Source organism: Mesorhizobium sp. WSM4819 (genome assembly GCF_055811215.1).
Map to the genome: position 1 here is coordinate 1 of NZ_JBVVQO010000029.1, position 24,880 is coordinate 24,880.

The window sequence follows — 24,880 nt, forward strand, 5'->3', positions numbered from 1 at the left end:
TCGTCGCCAGCGGCGCGCCGCCCTCGTTGGTGAGGCGTATATAGTCGGCGCCCATCCAAAGTGTCAACAACGATTTCAATCTTTTTTGCGGAGAACTGTTACGCTTTTGGCGTCTCAGTTCAGGGGCGCACTACACCATGTCTTAGGTGCGATTTGTTACCTCTGTCTCCGCGCGGGACCCGGCGGAGGAACCGTCTCCCGTCCTTTCACCCTATATGGGAACAAAACGGGAAGCTTCAAGGGTCACGCCGCCCATGTCCGGTCTGCAAGGCGGTATTTACGGCAAACGGGACCGGAGCCCGATGGTTCCGGCTGATATCTATGGCGGCGCGGCCACGGCTGGAACCATTCGGCCCGGCTGTTAGTTCCATCAGCGAAGAACGGGGCCGCCGAGCGAGCGTCGCAGCGCGACAGGCCTGAGGTCCTCAACAAGTCCTTCAGACCAATATCGCTCGACGACCGCAGGCGTTGATGCCGTTCTGGGCGCGAACAGGGAGATTCACCATGAAAGTCGCTGAGATAATGACCCCCAACGTTCATCTCGCCAGTCCTGGCGAGTCGTTGCAGAAAATCGCGAAACGCATGGCGGTTGACGATGTCGGATTCCTGCCAGTCGGAGAAAACGACCGACTCGTCGGAACGATCACCGATCGTGACATCGTCGTGCGTGCGGTCGCCGAGGGCAAGGACGGCAATGCCACGGTCCGCGACGTGATGACCAAGGATGTCAAATACTGCTTCGAGGACGAAGATATCGAGCACGTCGCCCAGAATATGGGTGACATCCAGGTCAGGCGGTTGCCTGTCCTCAATCGCGACAAGCGCCTGGTGGGCGTGGTCTCGCTCGCGGACGCGGTGCTGAAGGAAGATCCGGCAACCGCCGGAATCGCGATGTCCGGTGTCGTCGTACCCGGCGGCGCACACGCGACGTAAAGCGCTCTGCCCGGCTGCGTGGTCAAACTGAGTTCAGCGGCGCATTAGCGCTGTCGCGTCTCAAAGCGACGGCTCGACCGAGCCGTAAATCAGGCCTTCCTGTCATAATGCCGGGGACGTCGATGACGCTCCCGGCTGCTCCAGTATCTTTGCACGTTTCCCACTTGCGCTCTTGGCCGTGGCTCAGAGCTACGTTGGGGCGATGTCAGTTCGGTGCCGCCGCGGTATCGCCCGGCACCACACCCTTGGCAGCCTGTTCGATGACGTCGGCTACGGCCTGTGGCTGGGTAAGGAATACCACATGGCTGCCTTTGACCTCGGTGGTGACCGCCCCGATACGATCGGCGGTGCTCCGAAGCAGTTCGGGCGCAATAGCGCCGTCCTCAGTCGCGACAACGTACCAGCTTGGCTTGGTCTTCCACGCCGCCGTCGTCACCTTGGCCTCAAGCGCCTTCATAGCGATCGGCACTTGGGAGTCGCGCAGGAATGCGGCATCGGCATCCTTGGTATCCCCAGCAAAGCCGGCCTTAAACGTCTCAATCTTCAGGAACGCGAAGCCATCGGGCTGCACGTCAGGCTGAAAGTTCGGCGGCGGAGGAATTTCGGCATATTGGTCCAGCGTGGATTGACCGACATCTGGAGCGAAGGCAGCGACATAGACGAGGCCCGCAACATTGGCAGCGTTGCCGGCTTCTGTAATTACCGTGCCACCGTAGGAATGACCGACGAGGATGGCTGGCCCATCCTGCCGGGCGAGCACGCGACGCGTTGCGGCGACATCGTCTTCGAACGACGTGAGCGGATTCTGGACGATCGAGACTTTGTAGCCACGACTTGTTAGTTGGTCGTAGACGCCTCGCCATCCAGCTCCGTCGGCAAAGGCGCCGTGGACGAGAACGACGTTGCGGAGCGGCGCGCTTTGTGCGTCGGCAGCAGTTACCGAAAGCGTCAGCGCACCGACGGCGATCGCTAGGGATTTGATCATGGCAGTTCTCCAGTTGGTTTTGCTGTTGATAGGACAATCATGATCTACCCTGACGGACCTGACTTGATTACCGAGCGGATTCGGACATCAATGTCTCAAAATGAGAGACAATCCGAACTTGCTGGAGGACTCATATGCTGCCCGACTTCAGCGATACGGTCGCTTTCGTAAAGGTGGTGCAGGAAGGGAGCTTCACAGCGGCAGCGCACGTGCTCAAGGTGCCGAAGACACGGGTCAGCCGGAAGGTGCAGGAGCTGGAATCCAGACTGCGGACACAACTGCTGAATCGGACAACCCGCAGCCTGAAGCTGACTGAAGCGGGAGCGGTATATTTCCAGCACTGCGAACGAGTGGTGAAGAATCTGGAGGATGCGGAGAACGCAGTGGCGGAGTTGCAGCAACATCCGCGCGGATGGCTTCGGATTGCCGCCTCGTACTGGCTGGCAACTCGCGTCCTCGCTCCGCTGCTCACCGAGTTTCGCCGCTTCTATCCAGAGGTGTTCCCGCATTTGCTTCTTGGGCACGAGGTCGTCGACCTTGTCGCCAAGGACATAGACATAGCTTTCCGGCTCCAGGAAGGCACCCTGCCCGATTCCACGCTCACGGCTCGGCGGCTCGGCGCATTGCCGATGGGTATCTATGGGGCCCCGACCTACCTGGAACGTGCGGGGACGCCACAGCATCCATCGGAGCTGATGGAACATGCCTGTCTGTTGACAGAGTTCTATTTCAATCGTCCGGCAGTAGAATGGCCCCTATCGAGCGGCGGCGAGCGGTCCCAGTTCAAAGTACGAGCAGTGGCCGTTGCCAGCGATCCAGAGGCTCTTCACGGGTTCCTGCTGGAGGGAGTTGGTCTGTTCATGACCAACCATGTGCGCGTCAAGTCGGACGTTGCCGCTGGGAGACTGGTTCGTGTCCTACCCGAGTGGGCAGGGCCCGAACCAACCCTCTATGCGATCCGGCCTGGAGGCGGCGTTCAGCCCCCCAAAGTTAAAGCATTTTTGGACTTTCTCATTCCGCGGCTCGATTTGAAGAGGATTGACAGCAAAGCGAGTCACATCTGAAGTCGGTCCTGCCTACCATGCGCTTCTTCCACCGCAACGATTGTTTCAAACTGACCACTACCCCATTGGCTCAGCCGGCTGAGCCAGTTTGACTCAAGCGTAGGCCCTATCAACGTTACACCGATTTAATGTGCAAGCGAGCGGGAGAATTGCCATAAAGCTTTGATATCGACGGGCCATCCCCTGTGTCGGAGGGTGCTGTCGCGTCTACTTCAGCTTGGGAAGCGTAGACGGGATCTTGCCAACCGGAGTGCCGATGGCCGCCTGGAAACAGATCGTTTTTTCACTTGTGATCCTCGTCGCGGCCGCGGCCGCCTGGGTTCGCTTTTTTCCAGGCGCGCCGGATGTGCTGGCGCGCTGGGGCATCGAATGGGCTGATGCCGCGACGCCTCCGACAGCGACGAGCGCCGTCGACAACGCCGGGCAAGCGGGCCGCCGCAGCGACGCCGGCCAACTGGCGACTATCGTCGCATTGCCGGCGGCCACGGCCGTCATCAATGATCGCCTGCGGGCAATCGGCACCGGCCGAGCCTACGCCTCGGTGACGGTCAATCCCTACAGTTCAGGCCGCCTGGTCGAATTTCTGGTCGAGTCCGGCGCCCATGTCGAAAAAGGACAGATCATTGCCACCCTCGATTCCGACACCGAGGTGATTGCACAGGACCGCGCAAAGGTTGCCTTGCAGGACGCGCAGGCCAAGCTCGACCGGGTCAAATCGTTGCGGGCTTCCAACGCTGCGACGGCGGTCTCCGTTGCCGATGCCGAGGTGGTGCTGGCCAATGCCAAGCTGGCGCTTCGCGATGCGGAACTGGCCTTGCAGCGCCGCTCGATCGTCGCGCCGATCGCCGGCGTCGTCGGCATCCTGCCGATATCAGCCGGCAACTATGTGACCAGCCAGTCGGCGGTCGCCACCCTTGATGACCGCTCCAGCATACTGGTCGAATTCTGGGTGCCGGAGCGCTTCGCCGCCGTCGTCAAAGTCGGCGCGCAATTGTCGGCGACGCCAATCGCCAACCCAAACAAAGCCTATACCGGCACGGTCTCCGCCATCGACAACCACATCGATGAAGCCAGTCGTACCCTTCTGGTCAAGGCAAAGATCGCCAATCCGGCCGATTCGCTGCGTGCCGGCCTGTCCTTCCAGATCACCATGAAGTTCCCCGGCGACAGCTATCCTGCGGTCAGTCCGCTGGCGATACAATGGGGTTCGGACGGCGCCTATATCTGGACCATCGTGGACGGCAAGGCCAAGCGGGTTGCGGTGCGCATCATCCAGCGCAACACCGAGACCGTGCTGATCGATGCCCCGATCGTCAGCGGCGACATGGTGGTGACCGAGGGCACCCAGAGCGTCAGCGAAGGCGGCGAGGTCCGCATCGCCGGCGAACAACTGCGCGCCGCGGACGCCGACGGCTGATGACCGCAACCAACAACGCAGCCAGCGACACAGGCTTCACCGCGCTGTTCATTCGCAGGCCGGTGATGGCCTTCGTTTTGAACACGCTGATCGCGGTCGCCGGCCTTGCTGCCTTTTACGGTGTCGAAATCCGCGAACTGCCGGATGTCGATCGCGCCGTCGTCACCGTCAACACGACCTTTGAAGGCGCTGCAGCCGAGACCGTCGACCGCGAATTGACCGACGTGATTGAGGGCGCGGTCGCCCGCGTCTCTGGTGTGAAGTCGATCTCGTCCACCTCGTCCTTCGGCACAAGCCGCGTCACCATCGAATTCAACGACGGCGTCGACCTCGACGTCGCCGCCTCCGATGTGCGCGATGGCGTCGGCCGCGTCGCCGACCAGATGCCGGATACGGCGGATGCGCCTCGCATCGTCAAGGCCGATGCCAATTCCGAGCCGGTGATGCGGCTGGCTGTCACCTCCGACACCATGTCGGTGCAGGACATGACGGTGCTGGTCCAGGACCAGATCGAGGACGAGCTTGCCGCCGTGCCTGGCGTAGCCGACGTCCAGGTCTATGGCGACCGCGACAAGATATTTCGCATCGATGTCGATCAGAACAAGCTCGCCGGCCTGGGCTTCACCGTCGCCGACCTGAGGACAGCGCTGGCCTCGGTCGCTTTCGATTCGCCTGCCGGCTCGATCACCACGACCAACCAGGACCTGATCGTGCGTCCGACGGCGGACGTGACCACGCCGGAGGAGTTCGAAAACATCATCATCGGCGGCACGACCCGCATCCGCGACGTCGCCGCCGTCACGCTCGGCCCCGACATCGGTCAGACCACATTGCGTTCGAACGGCAAGACCGGCATCGGTCTCGGCATCATCCGCCAGGCGGAATCGAACACGCTGGATATTTCGACCGGCGTCAGGGCCGCCGTCGCCGCGCTGCAGGCGGATCTGCCTCAGGGCATGTCGATCAAGGTCACCAGCGACGATGCGGTCTTCGTCAACGGCGCGGTGCATGAGGTCGAGATCGCACTCGGCTTGTCCGTCTCCATCGTGCTGATCGTCATCTATGTGTTTCTCCTCGACTGGCGCGCGACGCTCATTCCTGGGCTTGCGATGCCGGTCGCCATGATCGGGACGATCGCCGCCATCTATCTTGCCGGCTTCTCGGTCAACATATTGACGCTGCTGGCCCTGGTGCTGGCGACGGGCCTGGTCGTCGACGACGCCATCGTCGTTCTGGAAAACATCGTGCGACGCCGCAACGAAGGCATGGGGCCACGTGCCGCAGCCGTGCTTGGCGCTCAGGAAGTGTTTTTCGCCGTCATCGCCACGACGCTGACGCTGGTCGCCGTCTTCGTGCCGATCTCCTTCCTGCCCGGCCAGACCGGCGGCCTGTTCCGCGAATTCGGCTTCGTTCTCGCCATATCGGTGCTTCTGTCCGCCGTCGTGGCGTTAACCCTTTGTCCGATGCTTGCCTCGCGCATGCTGTCGGTTGCCCCGCTTCACCACGAAGGCGGCAGCGGCATCGGTGCCCGCATCGGCCGCGCACTGAACACGCTCTATCGGCGCTGTCTGCACATCTGCCTCGACGCGCCGTGGATCGTGCTTCTGGTCGCGCTGCTGTTTGCAGCCACCGCCTTCACGCTGTTTGGCACTATCCGCCAGGAACTGACGCCGACCGAGGACCGTGCCATCGTGCTCATGCGCGTCGACGCGCCGCAAGGCGTCAGCCTCGACTACACGACGCAGCAGATGCAGAAGATCGAAAAACTGATCCAGCCGCTGCGCGATTCCGGCGAAATCCGCAACACCTTCGAGAGCGCCGGCCGCAACGGCGCCTACAACGCCGGCTTCATGGTGATGACACTGGCGCCATGGGACGAGCGCACCCGCAGCCAGCAGCAGATCATGGCCGACATCAGACGGCTCACCCGGCAGGTGCCGAGCGTGCGCGTCTTTCCGATGCAGCCCAACAGCCTCGGGATTCGCGGCGCCGGCAACGGCCTGCAGTTCGCGCTGGTCGGTAACAACCGCGCGGCGCTCGGCGACGCTGCGGTGAAGATCATCGCCGAGATGCAGAAGGACGCCCGCTTCCAGTCGCCGCGGCTCTCCGTCGACCCGACGCAGCCCCAGCTTTCCGTCGCCATCGACCGCGAGCGCGCTTCCGACCTCGGCATCGACATCACCAGGCTGGCCGATTCCTTCCAGGCCATGCTCGACGGCAATGATGTCGTCGACGTCTATATCGCCGATCGCAGCTATGGCGTGAAGCTCGTCTCGACGACCAACCCGATCAACGATCCGACCGATTTGGAGAACATCTTCCTGAAGACGGCCGACGGCCGCTTCGTGCCGATGTCGACCATCGCCACTTTGACCGAGCGCGCCGTGCCGCCCTCGCTGACCCGCGAGCAGCAGCAGCCGTCGGTGGCGATCACCTCCAACCTCAGCGGCGATTTCGCGCTCGGCCAGGCGCTCACCCGCGCCGAGGCAATCGCCACGCCGCTTCTGCCGCCGGGCAGCCGTATCGTCCCCTTGGCCGAGGCGGCGACGCTGGGCGAGACCAACAGCGCCATGATCACCATCTTCGGCTTCTCGCTGGTCATCATCCTTTTGGTGCTCGCCGCTCAGTTCGAGAGCTTCGTCAGCGCGGTCATCATCATGGCGACGGTGCCGCTCGGCCTCGCCTGCGCGATCTTTGCCCTTTTGCTCAGCGGCACCAGCCTCAACGCCTACAGCCAGATCGGCCTGGTGCTGCTGGTCGGCGTGATGGCCAAGAACGGCATCCTGATCGTCGAGTTCGCCAATCAGTTGCGCGACCGCGGGCTCGGCGTGCGTGAAGCGATCGAGCAGGCCTCCACCATCCGGCTGCGGCCGGTGATGATGACGATGATCTGCACCGTGCTCGGCGGCGTGCCGCTGGTGCTGGCGAGCGGCGCCGGCGCCGAGGCGCGGATCGCGCTCGGCTGGGTGATCGTCGGCGGTCTGGGCCTGGCCACCGTCTCGACGCTGTTCCTGACACCGGTCGCCTATCTCCTGCTCGGCCGCTTCGTCACGCCGAAGGTGGAAGAGGCATCGCGGCTGAAGCGCGAGCTCGAGGAAGCCGCCTACACTAATGTCGACCCGGCGGAGTAGGTTGGGGTCAGGCAGCCTTCAACATCGCGGCGGGAAGGTGTTCTCGGGCATCCAGCACCTCCATGCCGACGATGTGACCCTCAGCATCATAGTCGAGGACTATGCCTGCGGAAACTTCCTCGCTTTCCTGAATCGCTTCCGAGGAAAAACGGATGTATGCAGCATTAGCTTCCGGGTCATATTCGAGTTTGAGTGTCATTTCGGCCTTCTCGCCCCGCGATCGAAATAGACAGACAGTATACGGATTTCCTCAGGCGTTACCACACAGACGACGCGCAGGATGCGATTGCCATTTTCGGGCACCCGCTTGTACAGGCGTATCACCGAGGTGTCTTTCACATCCGCCGCTTGCCAATCCGGTTCCCACACAGCTCGTTCGATCCAGCGTTTGTCAAGCGAACGTTCACGAATGACTGTCTCGGCATGGTTGGTATACAGCAGCGGGCGTTTCGCAATCATTCCGCAGCCATATCCCGATCAACACCGTGCCGCCGGGCCCGGTCAGTCAGCCAACACGCGCCCCATCGCCTCGGTTTAGGCACTTTACCCGTGGCAAGGAATGATCGTACTTCGGGAAGCCTTGTCAACGCGAGCCATTTCGTCTGGACAAGGGGGCAGGACCGAGGGAATTATCCGGAGGAATTGCGATGAGCTATCTGGACGAGCTGTTTTCGGTGGCCGGCAAGACCGCGCTGGTGACCGGGGCTGCGACCGGCATCGGCCGCATGGCGGCGACCGCTTTGGTCAGGGCCGGCGCCACCGTGATGATCGCCTCGCGCAAGGGTGAGGACTGCATCAGGGTTGCCGATGAACTGAACGGCCTCGGCGGCACCGGCCGGGCCGAGGGCTTTGCCGGCGATGTCTCCAGCGAGGCTGGCATCGCGGCGCTGGTCGACGAGGTCAAGGCGCGGACCGAGCGGCTGAACATCCTGGTCAACAATGCCGGCGTCTCCTGGGGGGCGCCGCTGGAAAGTTTTCCCTACCATGCCTGGGCCAGGGTGTTCGGCGTCAACGTCACTGCGGTCTTCCAACTGACGCGCGAGCTTCTGCCGCTGCTCGACGCCGCCGCCAGCGATGCCGATCCGGCCCGGGTGATCAATCTGGGTTCGGTGATGGGCACGCAGCCGCTGGCCGACGACGCTTACTCCTACTCTGCCTCGAAGGCTGCTGTTCATCATCTGACGCGCACCTTGGCGATCGAGTTCGCCGCCCGCCGTATCACCGTCAATGCCTTCGCCCCCGGTCCCTTCCAGAGCCGGATGACTGCCTTCGCCACCGCGAGTGAGGACCAGGCCAAGCATATCGGCGGCCATGTTCCGATCGGCCGCATCGGCGCGCCGGATGACATTGCCGGCGCAACGCTCTATTTGTGCAGCCGTGCCGGCAGCTATATCACCGGCGCCATCCTGCCGATCGATGGCGGACAGTCGGTGCAGCATGGGCTGACACTGTTCAAGGAATGAAGCCGCTCGCGCTCCGGACGGTTGAAATAGAGGACATCAGCGTGGAACCGATCAGTCTCGATGTGCTTCTGGCCAGCGTCGGCAAGGAGGTCGGCGTGTCGCCGTGGCGGGTGGTCTCGCAGCGCATGATCGACCAGTTCGCCGACGCCACCGACGACCACCAGTTCATCCATTGCGACCCGGAGCGCGCCAAGCGCGAGACGCCGTTCGGTGGCACCATCGCGCATGGTTTTCTGTCGCTTTCGCTTTTATCGGCGATGACCTTCGAGACCATGCCGCCGCTCGAAAACAGCAAGATGGGCGTCAACCATGGTTTTGACTCGCTGCGCTTCCTGGCGCCGGTGAAGACCGGCGCGCGCATCCGCACCCGTTTCGTGTTGGCCGACGTCAAGGTCAGGCCGTCGGGCTGGGTGCAGACCGCGCATGACGTGACGATCGAGATCGAGGGCTCGAAAAAGCCGGCGCTGACCGCGCGCTGGCTGACGCTGACATTGATCGAGCGCGAGCCAGAAGCGGCCTGAACGGCTCAACGAACCTCGCCAGAGATCATCTTCATGTGCCGGCCGACCCGCAGGGCAATGTAGACGACCAGTGCGCAACCGATCGGAAACACGATCTCGTTGAGGCCGGTTGTGATCGCCCGCGGCAATTCAAGCGCAACGCCGTTCGCCGCGGCCGTCTCAATCGTCAGCACCGTGATTCCGCCGCCGAACACCGCGCCCATTGCGGTGCCTGCCAGCGCAAAATGGAGCGGACGGGGTTTTTCCTTCGACGCCAGCGACGCCAGGATCCAGCCGAGCAGGCCATATTCGATCGCCCGCAGCACGCCCAGCGTGGTGAGCGAGAGGGTGGCCGGTTTTGTGGCCGCATCAAGAGCAGTTACCATGACCTTTTGCGACCCCTTGGCGATGGCCATCGCCAGTGGTGCCGAGATTGCAGCGATCAGGCCGCCGAGCGAGGCTCGTACCTTGGCGATCGCCGTGCCGAGGCTGAGACCGGCGCAGACGAAGAACGCCCACGTCACGCCTTGCGCCAATTCGATCAGGATCAGGGTGGTAGCCGGGTGAGAACCCGCTGCAAGCCTGCCAGCCAGAGTAAGCGCCTCCATGGCGAATCCGAGCGCGATCGCCAACCATGCAACCATGACCACCCGCCTGAGGGCCAGCATGGCATTGTGAGAAAGTGGATCTGCGTTTGGCGCAACGGAAGAAAGCTCGGTCATGGTCATCTCGGCCCTAGCAACAAAATCTCTTGGCCGGGCCGCAGCTAACCTCTGGTTGTAACAGTCCGATGTCGCGTCGTTCTGCCCGGGTAACATGTGTGATCGATGTTTGGCGAAAATGGCTGAGAAGGACGCCGATTTTTGACCGCGCCTTGTCCGATTCCGTACAGCGTATATAATTTAGCCAGCCACAAACAGAAGGCAGGCGAAAATTGCCGCTCAGCGTACAGACACGCCGCGAGAAACAAAAGGCCGAACTGCGCTCCGAACTTGTCGACGCCGCGCACAAGCTCGTCCAGGAAGAAGGCTATGAAGGCCTCACTATCCGCAAGCTGGCCAAGCGTGTCGGCTATGCGCCGATGTCGGTCTATTCCTATTTTGCCGACAAGCAGGACATCTTGTTCGCGTTGGCCGAGGACGCGTTCAAGACTCTGGCAAAGCGTATCGAGGATCACCCGGCCGACGATCCGATCGAGGCGCTGCAAGTGGTGATGACCGAATATGCGGCCTTCGGCCTTGGCAACCCCAACGAGTATCGCACGATATTCATGACCGAGAAGGTCAAGCCCCCGGAAGGCAGGACCTTCGCCGAGATGCAGGAGGGCAACCCGTTGATGAAGGTGCTGATCAAGAGGGTCGAAGCCTGCGTGGCCGCCGGCAGGCTGAAGGGCGATCCGCGCGCCATCGCCACCATGCTGTGGGCGGTCGGCCACGGCACGATCTCGCTGCTGATCACCTTTCCCTTCTATCCGTTCGGCGACCAGCAGGCTTTCGTCAAGCGGATGTGCGACTTCACGCTTGCCGCTCTGGCCACGCAGGACGTGCCGCCGCTGACCGAGACGCCGGTCAACTGCTGAAGGGTTTTTCTTCGGTTTCGGATAGCTGACAGGCAAGCGAAACAGGGCGAAGGCCTGGGGGAATCAATCTATGCGTGTAGGACCCGGTGGCTGGGATCGCGACCCGGCGGGCTAGCGCCACGCTCAAAATTTCGTACATGTACAATTTCCGACTTGACCTTCATACTCGCCGGTCGTATATGTACGCTATGTCGTACATGTACAACTCCAGTCATCCAGCCCGGAGACAGACCATGAAAAAGACAATCCTCACGGTCGCGGCAGTGCTTGCATTCTCGGGCGCTGCCTTCGCCGACCAGAGTCAGGCCGGCAAACAGGCGCCGGCCGCGGCCTGCGCCGACACCGGCATCAAGCTCGATTGCGGCGCGACCGGATCGGTCGAGAAGGCAGGCGCGGCCACCCACAAGGGCTCAACGGAAAGCAAGGACCCGCGGCTCGGCATCGACATCGACCCGTGGATCGTGCCCAGCACGTTCTGACGTTCGAAACAAAAGCGACGACAGGAAATCCTGACCGCCTGCTCTCGTGGCCGGCGACCCGGCTCGCCGGAGCCTGATGGATGTTATTTCCTGCGCTTCTTCATTCCGGCCACGATCTTGGCCTTGCCAGGTCTTGCAGGAGCGCCGGGAATCGAAGTCCCGGTGATCGACACCGGATCGCTGGCCGGAAACGTGTCCTCGAGCCCTTCCTCGAGTTCCTCTTCAATGTTTGGTTCTTTGTGCTGCTCGTGTTCGAACGAGCGCACGGCCGGCGTCTTCTGAGCCGCTGGATTCGGCGCGGATTTCGACGGCATCGACATTCTCCCCGACTTGCTCCGGCAAACGGTCGAGCCCAGCGAAATTCCTAAGCCGCTGCGTCGCCGGCCGCCTCCGACAGGAAACTAAAGACATAATCGGAAAAAGAGCGCCAGCATTCAACCCGGAATGCGTCGGCTGCGATGCGCAACAGCACGATCTCGGCCTTGCCCAGGATGGTGCGCGAGGCCGCGCCGACCGGAAAGACGTCCAGCGACAGATCCTGCGGACAGCCTGAATTGATCGTCGCCGCCGCCGCTGGACCGATAACCGAGATGGCGACGTTGCGATGCGAGATGCCGACCGCCGAATGCAGCACTGTGACCTCGGCGCAATCGGCGAGCGGGTCTTTTCCCACCTCGTCGATGACCAGCCATTCGTCCGGCCCAAGCCACAATGCCGTGCGCCCGGCCTTTGCCGCCGAGGTTTTGGGCTTCCGCGGCAACTCCACGCCAAGCGCCTTCGAAAGCGCCGCGACCGAGGCGTCCGGCGCGCGCAGCGAAATACGCTGCGCCGGCGGCAACACAGCAAGCGTAACGCCGGTTACGGAAAGCTCCTGACCGGCGAGAGCCGGCCGGCGTTCGACCGACGGCGCAGCGGCGGCAGATTCCTTCGCGGCAGCCTTAGCCATTGAGGCGCTCCCCCTTGTCGTCAAAGAACACCATGCCGGTGACCTCCACCTCGATCGTCGCATCGGGCATCGGCACGTAGAGCGTCTCGCCCATCCGGTCGCGGCCGCCGGCAACCAGGGCCAGCGCAATCGAGCGGCCGCAATTTTCCGACCAGTAGCTCGAGGTGACATGGCCGATCATCGTCATCGGGATCGCCTGTTTCGGATCGCCGACGATCTGCGCGCCTTCTTCCAGCACCACTTTTGGGTCTTTGGTCTTCAGGCCGACAAGCTGCTTGCGGCCCTTGGCGACCAGGTCGGGCCGAGCCATGCCCCTGATACCAACGAAATCGGTCTTCTTCTTGCCGACCGCCCAGTCGAGCCCGGCATCGTTTGGCGTCACCGTGCCGTCGGTGTCCTGGCCGACGATGATGTAACCCTTTTCGGCACGCAGCACGTGCATCGCTTCGGTACCGTAGGCACAGGCGCCATGCTTCTGGCCCTCGGTCCACAGCGCTTCCCAGACAGCCTGGCCGTAGTCGGCGGGCACGTTGACCTCGAAGCCGCGCTCGCCGGTGAACGACATCCGGAACAGCCTTGTCGGCACGCCGCAGATCTTGCCCTCGCGCACCGACATATGCGGCAGCGCCCCGTCCGACATGTCGATGCCCTCGACCAACGGCGCGATGATGTCTCGCGACTTCGGACCCTGCACGGCGATCACCGCCCACTGCTCGGTGGTCGAGGTCAGCCAGACGTTGAGATGCGGAAACTCGGTCTGGAGGTAATCCTCCATATGGTTCATGACTCGCGGCGCACCGCCCGTCGTCGTCGTCACGTGGAAACGGTCGGCTGCAAGCCTGCCAACGACACCGTCGTCATAGATGAAACCATCCTCGCGCAGCATGATGCCATAGCGGCAGCGGCCGGGCTCCAGTTTCTCCCACGGATTGGTATAGAGCAGTTCCATGAACTTCGCCGCATCCGGCCCGACCACCTCGATCTTGCCCAGCGTCGAGGCGTCGAACAGGCCGGCCGTCTTGCGCACCGTAACACACTCGCGATCGACCGCGGCGTGCATGTCTTCGCCTGCTTTGGGAAAATACCAGGCGCGCTTCCATTGGCCGACATCCTCGAACACCGCCCCTTGAGCCTCGGCCCACGGATGGATCGCCGTCTTGCGGGTCGGGTCGAAGAGCGGACCCCGCGCGTGCCCGACGATCGAACCGAAGGTCACCGGCGTGTAAGGCGCCCGGAACGTCGTCAGGCCGACCTGCGGGATCGGCTTGCCCAGCGTCTCGGCGGCGATCGCCAGACCGTGCATGTTCGAGGTCTTGCCCTGGTCGGTCGCCATGCCATTGGTGGTGAAGCGCTTGACGTGCTCGATCGAGCGCATGCCTTCATGCACCGCCTGGCGGATGTCCTTGGCGGTGACGTCGTTCTGGAAGTCGACGAAGGCTTTTACCGTCGTGTCCGGCCCGGCGCCGGGCGCCGCACCAAGCATGCCGCGCGACCAGCTCTCGCTGCCGTCGACCTTCGGCTTGGTGCCCTTGACGGTGTTGGCGCCGGCATTCTTGACGCCCGCATTCTTCGCCGCTTTGGCGCCCGCCGCATAGGCCTCGTCGATCGTCGCCGACAGCCCGTCGGTGCCGTTGCAGGCGCCGACCGAGACGCAATCCTGGGCGTAGGTGCCGGGCACGAAACGCTTGGTCTCGTCGTTGAAGGCGACCTTGCCGCGCGATTGCGAGAACAGATGCACCGACGGTGTCCAGCCGGCCGACATCAGGATCGCGTCGACCGGGATGGTGCGCTCGCCGCCGCCATTCTTCGGCTGCACGGTCATCGACGAGACGCGCAATTTGCCGCCGGCGCGGATCACCGCGCGGCCGAAATTGACCTCGATGCCGAGCGCCCTCGCCTCGTCGATCACCGATCCGGTCGGGTTGTCGCGCAGGTCGACTATCGCCGCCACGCCGACACCGGCCTTCTTCAGGTCGATCGCCGCCGCATAGGCGGAATCATTGGCCGTATAGACGCCGACATTCCTGCCGACCGCGACGCCAAAATGGTTGAGATAGGTGCGCGCCGCCGACGCCAGCATGATGCCTGGCCGGTCGTTGTCGGCAAACACCATGTGCCGCTCGATGGCACCGGTCGCCAGCACGACGCGTTTGGCACGGACCTGCCACAGCCGCTCGCGCGGCAGCTCGCGGCCTGCATTCTTTAGATGGTCGCTGACGCGCTCGACCAGCCCGACGAAATTCTGCGCGTAATAGCCGAAGGCCGTGGTGCGCGACAGCACGCGGACATTGTCCATGGCCCTGAGCGTCGCGACTGCACCTTGCGCCCAGGCAAAACCATCCTGGCCGTCGATCCTGGCGCCACTCTCGAAATGCAGGCTGCCGCCAAAATACGGCTGCTCGTCGGCAAGGATGACGCGCACGCCGGTTTCGGCCGCGGCAAGTGCCACGGCGATGCCGGCAGCACCGCCGCCCAGCACCAGCACGTCGCAATGTGCGAAACGCGCCGAATAGTGGTCGGGATCCGGCTGGTCGGGAGCGACGCCAAGCCCTGCCGCAGCCCTGATCCTGGGCTCGTAAAAGTTTTTCCAGGCGGACTTCGGCCACATGAAGGTCTTGTAGTAAAAGCCCGCCGAAAGCAGCGGCGAGGCGATGTCGCCGAGCGCGCTGACGTCGAAGGCCAGCGACGGCCAGCGGTTCTGCGACTGTGCCGTCAGCCCGTCATAGAGCTCCTGCACGGTGGCGCGAACATTTGGTGTCCTCCTGGCCGAGTCGCGCTTGATCTCAACCAGCGCGTTGGGCTCTTCCGCCCCGGCGGACAGGAAGCCGCGCGGCCGGTGATATTTGAACGAACGGCCGACCAGATGGACGCCGTTGGCGAGCAGCGCCGAGGCCAGCGATTCGCCTTCGACGCCGGCATAGGACTGGCCGTCGAAGCTGAACCGCGCGGTCTCTGCCTGCTTGAGGCGCCCGGCGCCGGGAATGCGGAACGTCGCGATCATTCGGAGGCTCCCGGCAGCTTCGCCGGCTTCGGCTCGCCGGCCTTGTAGGTCATCAGGAACCTGTCGCTGACGGTGTCACGCACGGCATTGAAGAACCGCGCGCAGCCATGCATGTGCCGCCAGCGCTCATAGATGATGCCTTTGGGATTCGAGCGGATGAAGAAGAACTTTTCGAAATCGTCGTCGCTTGTCGCGGCCATATCCGCCGAACGCGCGATATGTGCCTCGCCGGCGTTGCGGAATTCGAGTTCCGGACGCTCTTCCTCGCAATAGGGGCAGCGGATGAGAAGCATGGTTGTTCCTACAATTCGCCGTGGCCGACGCAGGCGCCGGCGGGTTGATCGCAAAGCCTCTGGCCCAACATCACAAAGCGGGCCATCATCAGTGTGCCACCGCCGCCGCCGCCGCCTCGTCGATCAGGCGGCCGGTGCGGAAGCGCTCGATGGTGAAGGGGGCGTTGATCGGGTGCGGATCGTCCCTGGCGATGGTGTGGGCAAAGACATGGCCCGAGCCCGGCGTCGCCTTGAAGCCGCCCGTGCCCCAGCCGCAATTGACATAGAGGCCGGGCACCGGCGTCTTGGCCAGGATCGGCGAGCGGTCGGGCGTCACGTCGACGATGCCGCCCCACGAGCGCAGCATCTTCATGCGCGTGAACATCGGGAACATCTCGCAGATGGCGTCGAGCGTGTGCTGCAGGATGTGCAGGCCGCCGGTCTGCGAATAGGAGATATATTGGTCGGTACCGGCGCCGATGACCAGTTCGCCCTTGTCGGACTGCGAGATATAGGCGTGCACCGTGTTCGACATCACCACGCAGGGGAAGACCGGCTTGACAGGCTCGGAAACCAGCGCCTGCAGCGGATAGCTTTCCAGCGGCATCCGCACGCCGGCCATGTCCATGATGACGGACGAATGGCCGGCGGCAACGACGCCGACTTTTTTGGCGCCGATGAAACCGCGCGTCGTCTCGACGCCGGTGACCGAACCGTTCGGCGCCCGCTTGACGCCGGTGACCTCGCAATTCTGGATGATGTGGACGCCGCGCGCCGAGGCACCGCGCGCATAGCCCCAGGCGACCGCATCGTGGCGGGCGGTGCCGCCGCGACGCTGCAGGGTCGCGCCCATCACCGGATAGCGGGCATCGCGCGAAATGTTGAGCGGCGGGCAGAATTCCTTGGCGGCTTCCGACGTCAGCCATTCATTGTCGATGCCGTTCAGACGGTTGGCATGGACGTGGCGCTTCAGCACCTGGATGTCGTGGACATTGTGGGCCAGCATCATGACGCCGCGCGGCGAATACATGACGTTGTAGTTGAGCTCCTGGCTGAGCCCGTCCCACAGCTTCAGCGCGTGGTCGTAGATGCCGGCGCTCTCGTCATAGAGATAGTTGGAGCGGATGATGGTGGTGTTGCGGCCGGTATTGCCGCCGCCGAGCCAGCCCTTTTCCAGCACCGCGACATTGGTGATGCCGTGCACCGTGGCGAGATAATAGGCGGTGGCCAGGCCATGGCCGCCGGCGCCGACGATGATGACGTCGTACTCCTTCTTCGGCTCTGGCGAGGACCACTGTTCCTCCCAGCCCTTGTGGCCGCGCATGGCCTCGCGGGCGATGGCGAATACCGAGTATTTCTTCAACGTTCCAGCCTCGCAGATAGCGGCCGGACATCCAATCGAGCCCCGGCGCGCGAGGTGTATCACTAGCGAAACAGCGCTGCCACCCTTGCGCTGTTTGCGACGGCGCTTGCCGTTTTGCGCCACGGCCAAAAAGACCTGTCGAGCAACGAGCCGAACGACGCATCCGGACGCCTTCGGGTATCGGGTGGCTCGTGCCGCCTCGATCTGCGACCAAGCATCCGATTGCCGGCGAAAGCTGGCGCGAAAGAAGGATGCAAAAAATGCTCGCACTCGCCAACAAGATCGCCATCGTCACCGGCGCCAGTTCCGGCATCGGCCGCGCCACCGCAAAACTCTTTGCCGAGGCTGGCGCCAAGCTGGTCGTCGCTGCCCGCCGCCAGGCGGAGCTGGACGTGCTCGTTGCGGAAATCGAGGACGCCGACGGCACCGCCATTGCGCTTGCTGGCGACGTCCGCGACGAAGCTTATGCCAAAGCCCTTGTCGACCTGGCGGTCGAGAAATTCGGCGGGCTGGATATCGCCTTCAACAACGCCGGCTCGACCGGCAAGATGGGTCCAATCTCGGAGCTGTCGCTGGAAGGCTGGCGAGAGACGCTCGACACCAACCTGACCAGCGCATTCCTCGGCGCGAAACATCAGGTCCCGGCGATGGTCGAACGCGGCGGCGGTTCGCTGATCTTCACCTCTACCTTTGTCGGCCATACCGTCGGCATGCCCGGCATGACCAGCTATGCCGCAAGCAAGGCCGGGCTGATCGGGTTGACGCAGGTGCTTGCCGCCGAGTATGGCGCCAAAGGCGTGCGGGTCAACGCGCTGCTGCCGGGCGGCACCGACACGCCTTCGGCAACGTTCAAGACACCTGAATCGCGAGCCTTCGTCGAAAACCTGCATGCCTTGAAGCGCGTCGCCGAGCCCGAGGAGATCGCCCATTCGGCGCTCTATCTGGCTTCCGACGCATCGAGCTTCACCACCGGAACCGCGCTGTTTGCCGATGGCGGGGTCTCGATCAATCGGACGTGAGGCAATGTCGCAAAAGCGGTCTTGCTTTCCAGTGCGATTTGGCGATTTCTTCGGACACTTTTGTTCGAAGACGGGCCTAAAACATGCTGCTGATCAGGACCTACATCGCTGCTAGCTCAATCCAGGGCGTCGGCGTGTTCGCCGCCGAGCCGATCAGGAAGGGAGCGTCGATCTGGCGGCTCGATCCGGATTTCGACCGGCTGATCCCGATCGAAAAATATAGGACGGCGCCGCCCCACCTCAGGGAATTGCTCGACAGATATGCCTATCCAAGCCCGGACCGGCCCGGATTCATCGTCTATGAGGTCGACAATGGCCGCTTCATGAACCATTCCGAAAGGCCGAACACGGATTTTTCGCAGTATGGCGGGGCAACCGCGATCCGCGACATAGCGGCTGGCGAGGAAATAACCTGCGACTACGGCGAGTTCTTCGAGGATTTCGAGCGGCGTCACCTGGCCACAGCATCATAGCGACCTGGTTGCGTTGTTGGATCAACGACCCGGAGCGATGATCGCCTCCGGGTCAATTTCCAACTCCCGGATTTAGTGCCGGTGCGCGTGCGGCTCGTCAGTGTGGCGGCCGTCATACTGCAGGTCCAACTCGCGAATCGCTTCCTTGCCTTTCTTCGGGTCGACAAGGGTGAGAAGCGCGTCGATCTTAGCCTCCATACGGTCGGTACTCTCCTTCGATTGCGGCGAGCCGACGAAGAGCAGGAACGCCAGGCCGCCGACCTGCCAGAGCAGTTGCAGGAATTCCGACTGCCAGTTCTCAAGCGTGTCGCGGCTCATCTCGATCAGATAGCCGCCGAATTCGGGTGGCTGGCCGAGCGCTTGCTGCTCGTCGAGATAGGCGAACCAGCCGAAAACCCAGTGACCGACGATCGAGATGATGAAGAAGCCGAGGGTAATCCAGGCGTAGCTGTAGGCCCGCCACACCGAAGGCGGTCTCATCTTGGCCGCCGGCCTGTTGTCGTCATCGTTTGGCATAGTCGCTGTCCGACTCCGAGCGAGCCAGGAACTGCTCCGTCGTCGCGGGCAGCTTGTTTTTCAGCCACTCGGCCATTGCCTCTTCCTCACGCAGGTTCTGTTCGCAGGCCCGGGCGACTTCCGTTTCGCCGAGGGATTTTGCGGCTGCGATGAGGATCGTGTATGAGGCGATCTCCATATGCTCGAATGTGTAGCTCGCGAGTGAGCCCTTCATCACCTCGTCGCCGGCGAACACGCCGCTGAGGGACTGCGCCATGGCCAACAGCTTGCCGCCGGCGTCCTTCAGCGTCGACCTATCTTCGCCCAGTTGTTCCAGGCAGGTTCTGAGGCGCGCTGCTTGACCCTTCGTCTCGTCGACATGCAGGCTGATGCGCTCACGGAGTTCGGGATAACTCTCCAGCCGGCTCAACTGGCCGTTCAGCATGGTTTCGGCCTGCTCCTCCATCGCATGCGCGTCCCTGAGCCACTGGACGAGCCATTCACGGGTTTCTGACATCGGTTTTCTCCTGTGCTTGCCTATGCGAAACAAACAAGGGGCAACGAGCTTTGTTCCTTCGCTGATAGAGCCAGGGGGAGCGTTCTGCCGGATGGAGCCGCCAAAATTTATTTGTGGCGGGGAACGCCATTGATCGCTCACCGGTGCGGAGAGCGGCCCAGGTAAGCGAACCTACGATCAGAAGTTGTAACTTCCTTGCTTTGCGCCGGCAGTTATGCTATCGATTGACCTATGGTGTGATTTGCGCCGACGACCCGCCGCTGAGGCGGGTTTTTCGTTTCGGCAGTGGACAGAGCGGCATGATTCTGCTATCAGCCGCCACAATTCGTGGTGTAGACCGCCGCGGAGGCAAGCGACTATGGCCACTTGCCTGTTGTTAACAAAACCCGAAAGACAGGATTGCCCGTGCAGGTACTCGTCCGCGACAACAATGTTGATCAGGCGCTTCGCGCGCTCAAGAAAAAGATGCAGCGCGAAGGCATCTTCCGCGAAATGAAGATGCGTGGACATTATGAGAAGCCCTCTGAGAAGCGCGCCCGCGAAAAGGCGGAAGCCGTTCGCCGCGCCCGCAAGCTGGCCCGCAAGCGCGCCCAGCGCGAAGGCCTGCTGCCGATGACGCCGCGCCCGGTGGCGGCTGGTGCCGCTGGTGCCGGCGCTCCGCGTCCGCCGCGGTTCTGACGCCAATTTTTCGTCCTTTTCGAAGGATACCCAAGGTGGCGCGATGCGAAATCGCCGCCACCTTTTTGTTTTGAATTCGACCAGCTCGCAGAGGGCCGGTACGGAGAGGGAACAGACCTGACGGCGCGGGCGGGCAGTGAGGACAGAGCAGACATGAACGCAATTAGCGTGGAGCGCAGAACCGCAATGCGCGGCTTCGCCCTGACGGCAGCCCTGCTTTCTGGCTTGGCGCTCGCCGGCTGCCAGACAGCCCCGACCGGCGAATTCACCAACATCGACAAGGCACAAGGGTCGGCCGAGAACATCTCCTCGCTGTCGGCTGTCATCCAGCGCAGTCCCCAGGATCCGGAAGGCTACAATGTGCGTGGCTCGGCCTATGGCCGCGGCGGCCAGTATCAGGCGGCGCTCAAGGATTTCAACACCGCCATCCAGCTCAATCCGAATTTCTACCAGGCCTATTCGAACCGCGCTCTCATCCAGCGTTTCCTCGGCGATCAGGCGGCCGCGCTTGCCGACTACAACCGCTCGATCCAGATCAATCCCGACTATGACGCCGCCTATATCGGCCGCGGCAATCTCTACCGCAAAGCCAACCGCATCCAGGAAGCGTTCAACGATTTCCAGAAGGCGATCCAGCTCGACACGACAGACGCGCGCGCCTATCACAATCGCGGCCTGATCTATCAGAGCCAAGGCCAGCACGCTTTCGCCATCGAGGATTTCTCGACAGCCATCTCGCTGGCGCCGGACGCCGCCGATCCCTACAATGGCCGCGGCCTCTCCTATCTCGCCATGAACGACGAGGACAATGCCTTCGCCGACATCAACATGGCGATCAAGCTCGACGGCAAGAATGCCGAGGCCTGGTCCAACCAGGCGCTGATCTACGAGCGGCGCGGCGACAAGGCCAAGGCGGCAAAAGCCTACCGCGAGGCCGTGCGCCTCAGCCCCACCTACCAGCCGGCCAAGGACGGCCTGGCGCGCACCAGCGCCGTCTGACCGACGGCGGCGTTTCGGCCTGACATGGCAGGCCTGCCGTTTGGCATGGCTTCGACACCTTCAACGACTGACGCCTTGATCGCGCCAAGTTCTCGGCGGAACGCTCGGGACGCTTAGCCGTTGTTCAAGGGCTATTCGCGAAAAGGACCCCTCCCATGATCAAGAAACTCGCCTGTGCCGCCGCCCTCGCCGCTACGGTTCTAGCCGCCCCTGCCAGCGCAGGGAGGCTGCAGCTCGGCGTGCTCGACTGCACCATCGACGGCGGCACCGGCTATATCGTGACATCCAACAAGGGCGTGGCCTGCACCTTTCGCCCTCATCATGGCGGTCCCCCGGAAGCCTATACCGGGGTCATTTCCAAGCTTGGCGTCGACGTTGGCAGGACCCACCAGGGCGAATTGATTTGGGCGGTTCTGGCGGCCACCCGCGACCGTGATGCCGGCGATCTTGCCGGCAGCTATTATGGCGTCAACGCTGAGGCCAGCGTGGTAACCGGTGGCGGCGCCAACCTTCTGGTCGGCGGGCTGAACAGCGCCTTCTCGCTGCAGCCACTAAACGTACAGGCGCAGACCGGCGTCAACCTGGCAGTCGCCGTCACCTCACTGCAACTGATCCACTCTTTCAAATGAACGCCATAGCGTAGTTCTGCATGCGGCGCGGAACAGGATAGGACTGTTCCGCGCCGCACGACTTTGGGAACCGCCGTGCCAAGGAAGATCATCGCTGACGCCATGATCGCCAATCTTGACATCCCGCCTTCATCAGCACCCTCAGCGCACCCGCAAAAAAACCGCTTGAGCTCAACTGCGGTTGAGGTTTTACAACCCATCCCCGAAGTGCCATTTGGAGACGAAGAGCGCTCCACCATTTCTTTAATCGGCGTATACGAAAGTTCGGGAGGGCGGGGTGATCGAAACCAGCACAAACAGGGTCGACTGGCGGGCGCTGTGGGCGAGCGGCGATCTGGCGCGCTTCTGCTTCATCAGCCTCGGCATCCTGCTGCACGCCACCAACGAAACCATGGTGGCAACGGTGATGCCGGCGATGGTCGGCGAACTCGCCGGGGTTCAGCTGGTCGGCTGGTCGCTGGCGATCTACGAACTCGGCGCCATCGTCGCCGGCGCTGCCGCCGGACGGCTGGTGAGCTATGTCGCGCTGCGCACCAACATGATGGTCGCCGCCCTGCTCTACGCGGCCGGCGCACTGGTCTGCGCCATCGCGCCGTCCATGCCGCTGTTCCTGGTCGGGCGCCTGATCGAGGGTTTTGGCGGCGGCGCGCTGGTGTCGCTGGCCTTCGTCTCGGTCGAGCGGCTGTTTCCACGCGCCATCTGGCCGCAGCTTTTCGGCGTTATGTCGGCGATCTGGGGCGTCGCCGCCTTCAGCGGGCCGGTGCTCGGTGCGTTGATGACCGAATCTCTCTCCTGGCGCTGGGCTTTCGGCGTCTTCACCCTTGGCGGCACCGCCATGGCGTTGGCGAGCTTCATCGTGCTCGACACGCCCGAGGCGACCCGGCCGCGGTCGATCACTGGAACCGCGCCGCCCTTCCCCTTTGCCGCGCTCGGCTGCCTTGCCGTCAGCGTCGTGCTGATCGCCACGGCCGGTGTCGACATTGCCCTGATGCGCTCGTCCCTGCTGCTCATCCTCGGCCTGATCGGGCTCGCGCTGTTCGTCCGCATCGACGCGCTGAAGCCGGGCTCGCGGCTGTTCCCGTCGCGGCTGTTCTCCTGGCGCTCGCCGGTCGGCGCAGGCATGACCATGGTTGCCGCCTTTTCGGTGGCGACCTGTTCCTTCGCCGTCTACGGGCCGCTGCTTCTGACCAGCCTGCATGGCATTCCGATCCTGACCACCGGCTATATCATCGCCGCCGAATCGATCGCCTGGTCGATCCTGTCGATCCTCGTCGCCAATGCGCCGCCGGAGCGGGAAAGACTGATCATCACCGGCGGCGCGCTGATGATCGCGGCCGGCATCGCCGGTTTCGCCTATGCCGTGCCGGCCGGTTCGATTCCGCTGATCCTGTTTTGCGCCTTGCTGCAGGGCGGCGGCTTCGGCATTGCCTGGCCCTTCGTCACACGGGTGATCGTCGCATCGGCCAGGGACGGCGAACAAACGATCGCTTCCGCCGCCGTGCCGACCATGCAGCGCATCGGCTATGCGGTCGGTGCCGCGTTGACCGGCATCGTCGCCAATGCCAGCGGTTTTTCCGAAGGCCTGAACCGTGAGGCGGCGGCGAATGTCGCCACCTGGCTGTTCCTCGCCTTCGTGCCGCTCGGGATTCTGGGCTGCCTCGCCGCGCTGAGGATCTCGGGGCCGGCAGCCCGGCCACGGGAAGCGACCGGCTAGACAGTAATCGTCTTCAGCCGTTCGGCGATCAAGGCGGCGAGCCGCGTCGCCACCTCGTCCTTGCTCATCTCGGGCCATTCGTCGACGCCGGCCTTCGAGACGATCCGCACAGTGTTGCGGTCGCCGCCCATCACCCCGCTTTCGTGGGATACATCGTTGGCGACGATGAAATCGGCGCCCTTTTTCCTGAGCTTGGCCTCGGCGTTCCTGACCAGATCCTGCGTTTCGGCGGCGAAACCGACGACTAGGCTGGGTCGCTTCCTGTGATGGCCGACGCCGGCAAGAATGTCAGGGTTTTCGATCATCTGCAGCGCCGGCGGCCCCTCGCCCGCCACCTTCTTAATCTTCTCGCCGGCCGAAGTCTCGCTGCGCCAGTCCGCAACCGCCGCGACGAACACCGCCGCGTCCGCCGGCAAAAGCTGTTCGACCGCGTCCTTCATCTGGTTTGCGGTTTCGACATGCAGCGTGGTGACGTCAGCCGGATCGGCAATGCCGACCGGACCGGAGACGAGGCGCACATCGGCGCCCAGCCTTGCCAGCGCCGCCGCGATGGCATGGCCTTGCTTGCCGGACGAACGGTTGGCGATATAGCGCACCGGGTCGATCGGCTCATGCGTCGGCCCTGAGGTGACGATGATCTTTCTGCCTGCCAGCGGCTTCGGCCTGATATCGAGCAGCGCCTCGATCGCGGCAACGATTTCCAGCGGCTCGGCCATGCGGCCCTCGCCCGCCTCGTTGCTCTCGGCCATTTCGCCCTTTGCCGGGCCGACGAATGCGACGCCGTCCTTCCGCAACGTCGCGCGGTTTCGCCGGGTCGCCGGATGCGACCACATTTTCGGGTTCATGGCGGGCGCCATCAACACCGGCTTGTCGGTGGCGATGAGCACGGTCGAGGCAAGGTCACTGGCATGGCCGTTGGCAAGCTTCGCCATCAGGTCGGCGGTAGCCGGCGCCACGACGACAAGGTCGGCCTCGCGCGACAGGCGGATGTGGCCGACATCGTGCTCGTCAATACTGTCGAACAAATCGGTGAAGACGTGGTCGGCGGAGAGCGCTCCAGCTGACAGCGTGGTGACGAATTCCTGCGCCGCGGCAGTCATCACCACACGCACGGCGGCGCCGCGCTCGCGCAGCCGGCGGATCAGGTCGAGCGCCTTGTAGGCGGCGATACCGCCGCCGATGATCAGCAGGATGCGCTTGCCGGAGAGGGTCATGCCCAGTTC

Annotated in this window: 26 protein-coding genes; 14 read left to right on the top strand and 12 right to left on the bottom strand. The window is 63.3% G+C overall.

The window, feature by feature from the left end; genetic code table 11:
* Positions 1 to 504: 504 nt before the first annotated feature.
* Positions 505 to 933: a CBS domain-containing protein gene (locus AC0L18_RS22805; protein WP_091600429.1), complete on the top strand. Its 429-nt coding sequence runs from the start codon at positions 505 to 507 to the stop codon at positions 931 to 933.
* Between the two features lie 205 nt (positions 934 to 1,138).
* On the opposite strand, the gene AC0L18_RS22810 is transcribed toward AC0L18_RS22805, so the two are convergent.
* Positions 1,139 to 1,918: an alpha/beta fold hydrolase gene (locus tag AC0L18_RS22810; protein ID WP_473494276.1), complete on the bottom strand. Its 780-nt coding sequence runs from the start codon at positions 1,916 to 1,918 to the stop codon at positions 1,139 to 1,141.
* Positions 1,919 to 2,052: 134 nt separating this feature from the next.
* Between AC0L18_RS22810 and AC0L18_RS22815 the strand changes: the two genes are divergently transcribed.
* The 3 genes from AC0L18_RS22815 to AC0L18_RS22825 all read left to right on the top strand — a co-directional run bounded on the left by AC0L18_RS22815 (position 2,053) and on the right by AC0L18_RS22825 (position 7,530).
* Positions 2,053 to 2,982: a LysR family transcriptional regulator gene (locus AC0L18_RS22815; protein WP_473494277.1), complete on the top strand. Its 930-nt coding sequence runs from the start codon at positions 2,053 to 2,055 to the stop codon at positions 2,980 to 2,982.
* A gap of 256 nt (positions 2,983 to 3,238) precedes the next feature.
* Positions 3,239 to 4,399 (top strand): efflux RND transporter periplasmic adaptor subunit, encoded by a 1,161-nt coding sequence (locus AC0L18_RS22820; protein WP_473494278.1) that lies wholly within the window; start codon positions 3,239 to 3,241, stop codon positions 4,397 to 4,399.
* Positions 4,399 to 7,530 (top strand): efflux RND transporter permease subunit, encoded by a 3,132-nt coding sequence (locus tag AC0L18_RS22825; RefSeq protein WP_473494279.1) that lies wholly within the window; start codon positions 4,399 to 4,401, stop codon positions 7,528 to 7,530. Before AC0L18_RS22820 ends, AC0L18_RS22825 begins: the two co-directional genes overlap by 1 nt.
* Before the next feature lie 7 nt (positions 7,531 to 7,537).
* On the opposite strand, the gene AC0L18_RS22830 is transcribed toward AC0L18_RS22825, so the two are convergent.
* Entirely contained in the window at positions 7,538 to 7,729 is a 192-nt protein-coding gene (locus AC0L18_RS22830) for a DUF2283 domain-containing protein (protein ID WP_123151247.1), read from the bottom strand.
* Positions 7,726 to 7,989 carry a DUF4258 domain-containing protein gene (locus AC0L18_RS22835; protein WP_473494280.1) on the bottom strand — a complete coding sequence of 88 codons (264 nt, stop codon included), beginning with the start codon at positions 7,987 to 7,989 and terminating at the stop codon, positions 7,726 to 7,728. Before AC0L18_RS22835 ends, AC0L18_RS22830 begins: the two co-directional genes overlap by 4 nt.
* A 188-nt stretch (positions 7,990 to 8,177) precedes the next feature.
* On the opposite strand from AC0L18_RS22835, the gene AC0L18_RS22840 reads away from it, so the two are divergent.
* Positions 8,178 to 8,993, top strand: a complete 816-nt coding sequence (locus AC0L18_RS22840) for an SDR family oxidoreductase (RefSeq protein ID WP_473494281.1) — start codon at positions 8,178 to 8,180, stop codon at positions 8,991 to 8,993.
* Positions 8,990 to 9,514, top strand: a complete 525-nt coding sequence (locus tag AC0L18_RS22845) for a MaoC family dehydratase (RefSeq protein WP_473494282.1) — start codon at positions 8,990 to 8,992, stop codon at positions 9,512 to 9,514. The genes AC0L18_RS22840 and AC0L18_RS22845 overlap by 4 nt, the downstream gene beginning before the upstream one ends.
* Positions 9,515 to 9,519: 5 nt before the next feature.
* Here AC0L18_RS22845 and AC0L18_RS22850 read toward each other — a convergent pair whose 3' ends face one another.
* Entirely contained in the window at positions 9,520 to 10,215 is a 696-nt protein-coding gene (locus AC0L18_RS22850; protein ID WP_473494283.1) for a hypothetical protein, read from the bottom strand.
* 212 nt (positions 10,216 to 10,427) lie between these two features.
* Between AC0L18_RS22850 and AC0L18_RS22855 the strand changes: the two genes are divergently transcribed.
* The gene (locus AC0L18_RS22855; protein ID WP_128173541.1) at positions 10,428 to 11,072 is read left to right on the top strand and encodes a TetR/AcrR family transcriptional regulator; all 645 of its coding nucleotides are present in this window, start codon (positions 10,428 to 10,430) and stop codon (positions 11,070 to 11,072) included.
* A gap of 233 nt (positions 11,073 to 11,305) precedes the next feature.
* Positions 11,306 to 11,551, top strand: coding sequence for a DUF680 domain-containing protein (locus AC0L18_RS22860; protein ID WP_473494284.1), 246 nt, complete (start codon positions 11,306 to 11,308; stop codon positions 11,549 to 11,551).
* A gap of 83 nt (positions 11,552 to 11,634) precedes the next feature.
* Here AC0L18_RS22860 and AC0L18_RS22865 read toward each other — a convergent pair whose 3' ends face one another.
* From AC0L18_RS22865 to AC0L18_RS22885, 5 genes are all read right to left on the bottom strand, one after another.
* Positions 11,635 to 11,865 (bottom strand): hypothetical protein, encoded by a 231-nt coding sequence (locus AC0L18_RS22865; protein WP_023797528.1) that lies wholly within the window; start codon positions 11,863 to 11,865, stop codon positions 11,635 to 11,637.
* 50 nt (positions 11,866 to 11,915) lie between these two features.
* Positions 11,916 to 12,497: a sarcosine oxidase subunit gamma gene (locus tag AC0L18_RS22870; protein ID WP_473494285.1), complete on the bottom strand. Its 582-nt coding sequence runs from the start codon at positions 12,495 to 12,497 to the stop codon at positions 11,916 to 11,918.
* A complete protein-coding gene (locus AC0L18_RS22875) occupies positions 12,490 to 15,498 on the bottom strand; it encodes a sarcosine oxidase subunit alpha (RefSeq protein WP_473494286.1) in 3,009 nt (1,002 codons plus the stop codon). The genes AC0L18_RS22870 and AC0L18_RS22875 overlap by 8 nt, the downstream gene beginning before the upstream one ends.
* Positions 15,495 to 15,791, bottom strand: a complete 297-nt coding sequence (locus AC0L18_RS22880) for a sarcosine oxidase subunit delta (RefSeq protein ID WP_023797525.1) — start codon at positions 15,789 to 15,791, stop codon at positions 15,495 to 15,497. Before AC0L18_RS22880 ends, AC0L18_RS22875 begins: the two co-directional genes overlap by 4 nt.
* Positions 15,792 to 15,879: 88 nt before the next feature.
* The gene (locus AC0L18_RS22885; protein ID WP_473494287.1) at positions 15,880 to 17,133 is read right to left on the bottom strand and encodes a sarcosine oxidase subunit beta; all 1,254 of its coding nucleotides are present in this window, start codon (positions 17,131 to 17,133) and stop codon (positions 15,880 to 15,882) included.
* A 260-nt stretch (positions 17,134 to 17,393) separates the two neighbouring features.
* Between AC0L18_RS22885 and AC0L18_RS22890 the strand changes: the two genes are divergently transcribed.
* Together AC0L18_RS22890 and AC0L18_RS22895 are read left to right on the top strand one after the other, a co-directional pair.
* Positions 17,394 to 18,152 (top strand): SDR family oxidoreductase, encoded by a 759-nt coding sequence (locus AC0L18_RS22890; RefSeq protein WP_473494288.1) that lies wholly within the window; start codon positions 17,394 to 17,396, stop codon positions 18,150 to 18,152.
* 83 nt (positions 18,153 to 18,235) lie between these two features.
* A complete protein-coding gene (locus AC0L18_RS22895) occupies positions 18,236 to 18,625 on the top strand; it encodes an SET domain-containing protein (RefSeq protein ID WP_473494289.1) in 390 nt (129 codons plus the stop codon).
* A 72-nt stretch (positions 18,626 to 18,697) separates the two neighbouring features.
* Here the strand turns inward: AC0L18_RS22895 and AC0L18_RS22900 are convergent, their stop codons facing one another.
* Together AC0L18_RS22900 and AC0L18_RS22905 are read right to left on the bottom strand one after the other, a co-directional pair.
* Entirely contained in the window at positions 18,698 to 19,141 is a 444-nt protein-coding gene (locus AC0L18_RS22900) for a DUF6766 family protein (RefSeq protein WP_287064689.1), read from the bottom strand.
* Positions 19,128 to 19,637, bottom strand: a complete 510-nt coding sequence (locus tag AC0L18_RS22905) for a ferritin-like domain-containing protein (RefSeq protein ID WP_287059709.1) — start codon at positions 19,635 to 19,637, stop codon at positions 19,128 to 19,130. Before AC0L18_RS22905 ends, AC0L18_RS22900 begins: the two co-directional genes overlap by 14 nt.
* A 405-nt stretch (positions 19,638 to 20,042) precedes the next feature.
* Between AC0L18_RS22905 and rpsU the strand changes: the two genes are divergently transcribed.
* From rpsU to AC0L18_RS22925, 4 genes are all read left to right on the top strand, one after another.
* Complete coding sequence (rpsU, locus tag AC0L18_RS22910) at positions 20,043 to 20,315, top strand: 30S ribosomal protein S21 (protein WP_023675331.1); 273 nt, start codon at positions 20,043 to 20,045, stop codon at positions 20,313 to 20,315.
* 153 nt (positions 20,316 to 20,468) lie between these two features.
* Positions 20,469 to 21,314 carry a tetratricopeptide repeat protein gene (locus AC0L18_RS22915; protein ID WP_473494290.1) on the top strand — a complete coding sequence of 282 codons (846 nt, stop codon included), beginning with the start codon at positions 20,469 to 20,471 and terminating at the stop codon, positions 21,312 to 21,314.
* Positions 21,315 to 21,469: 155 nt separating this feature from the next.
* On the top strand, positions 21,470 to 21,943 hold the full coding sequence (locus tag AC0L18_RS22920; protein ID WP_287077006.1) for a DUF992 domain-containing protein: 474 nt from the start codon (positions 21,470 to 21,472) through the stop codon (positions 21,941 to 21,943).
* Positions 21,944 to 22,220: 277 nt separating this feature from the next.
* Complete coding sequence (locus tag AC0L18_RS22925; protein WP_473494291.1) at positions 22,221 to 23,657, top strand: MFS transporter; 1,437 nt, start codon at positions 22,221 to 22,223, stop codon at positions 23,655 to 23,657.
* Here the strand turns inward: AC0L18_RS22925 and coaBC are convergent.
* Positions 23,654 to 24,871, bottom strand: coding sequence for a bifunctional phosphopantothenoylcysteine decarboxylase/phosphopantothenate--cysteine ligase CoaBC (coaBC, locus tag AC0L18_RS22930; protein ID WP_473494292.1), 1,218 nt, complete (start codon positions 24,869 to 24,871; stop codon positions 23,654 to 23,656). The genes AC0L18_RS22925 and coaBC overlap by 4 nt on opposite strands.
* Between the last annotated feature and the right edge of the window lie 9 nt (positions 24,872 to 24,880).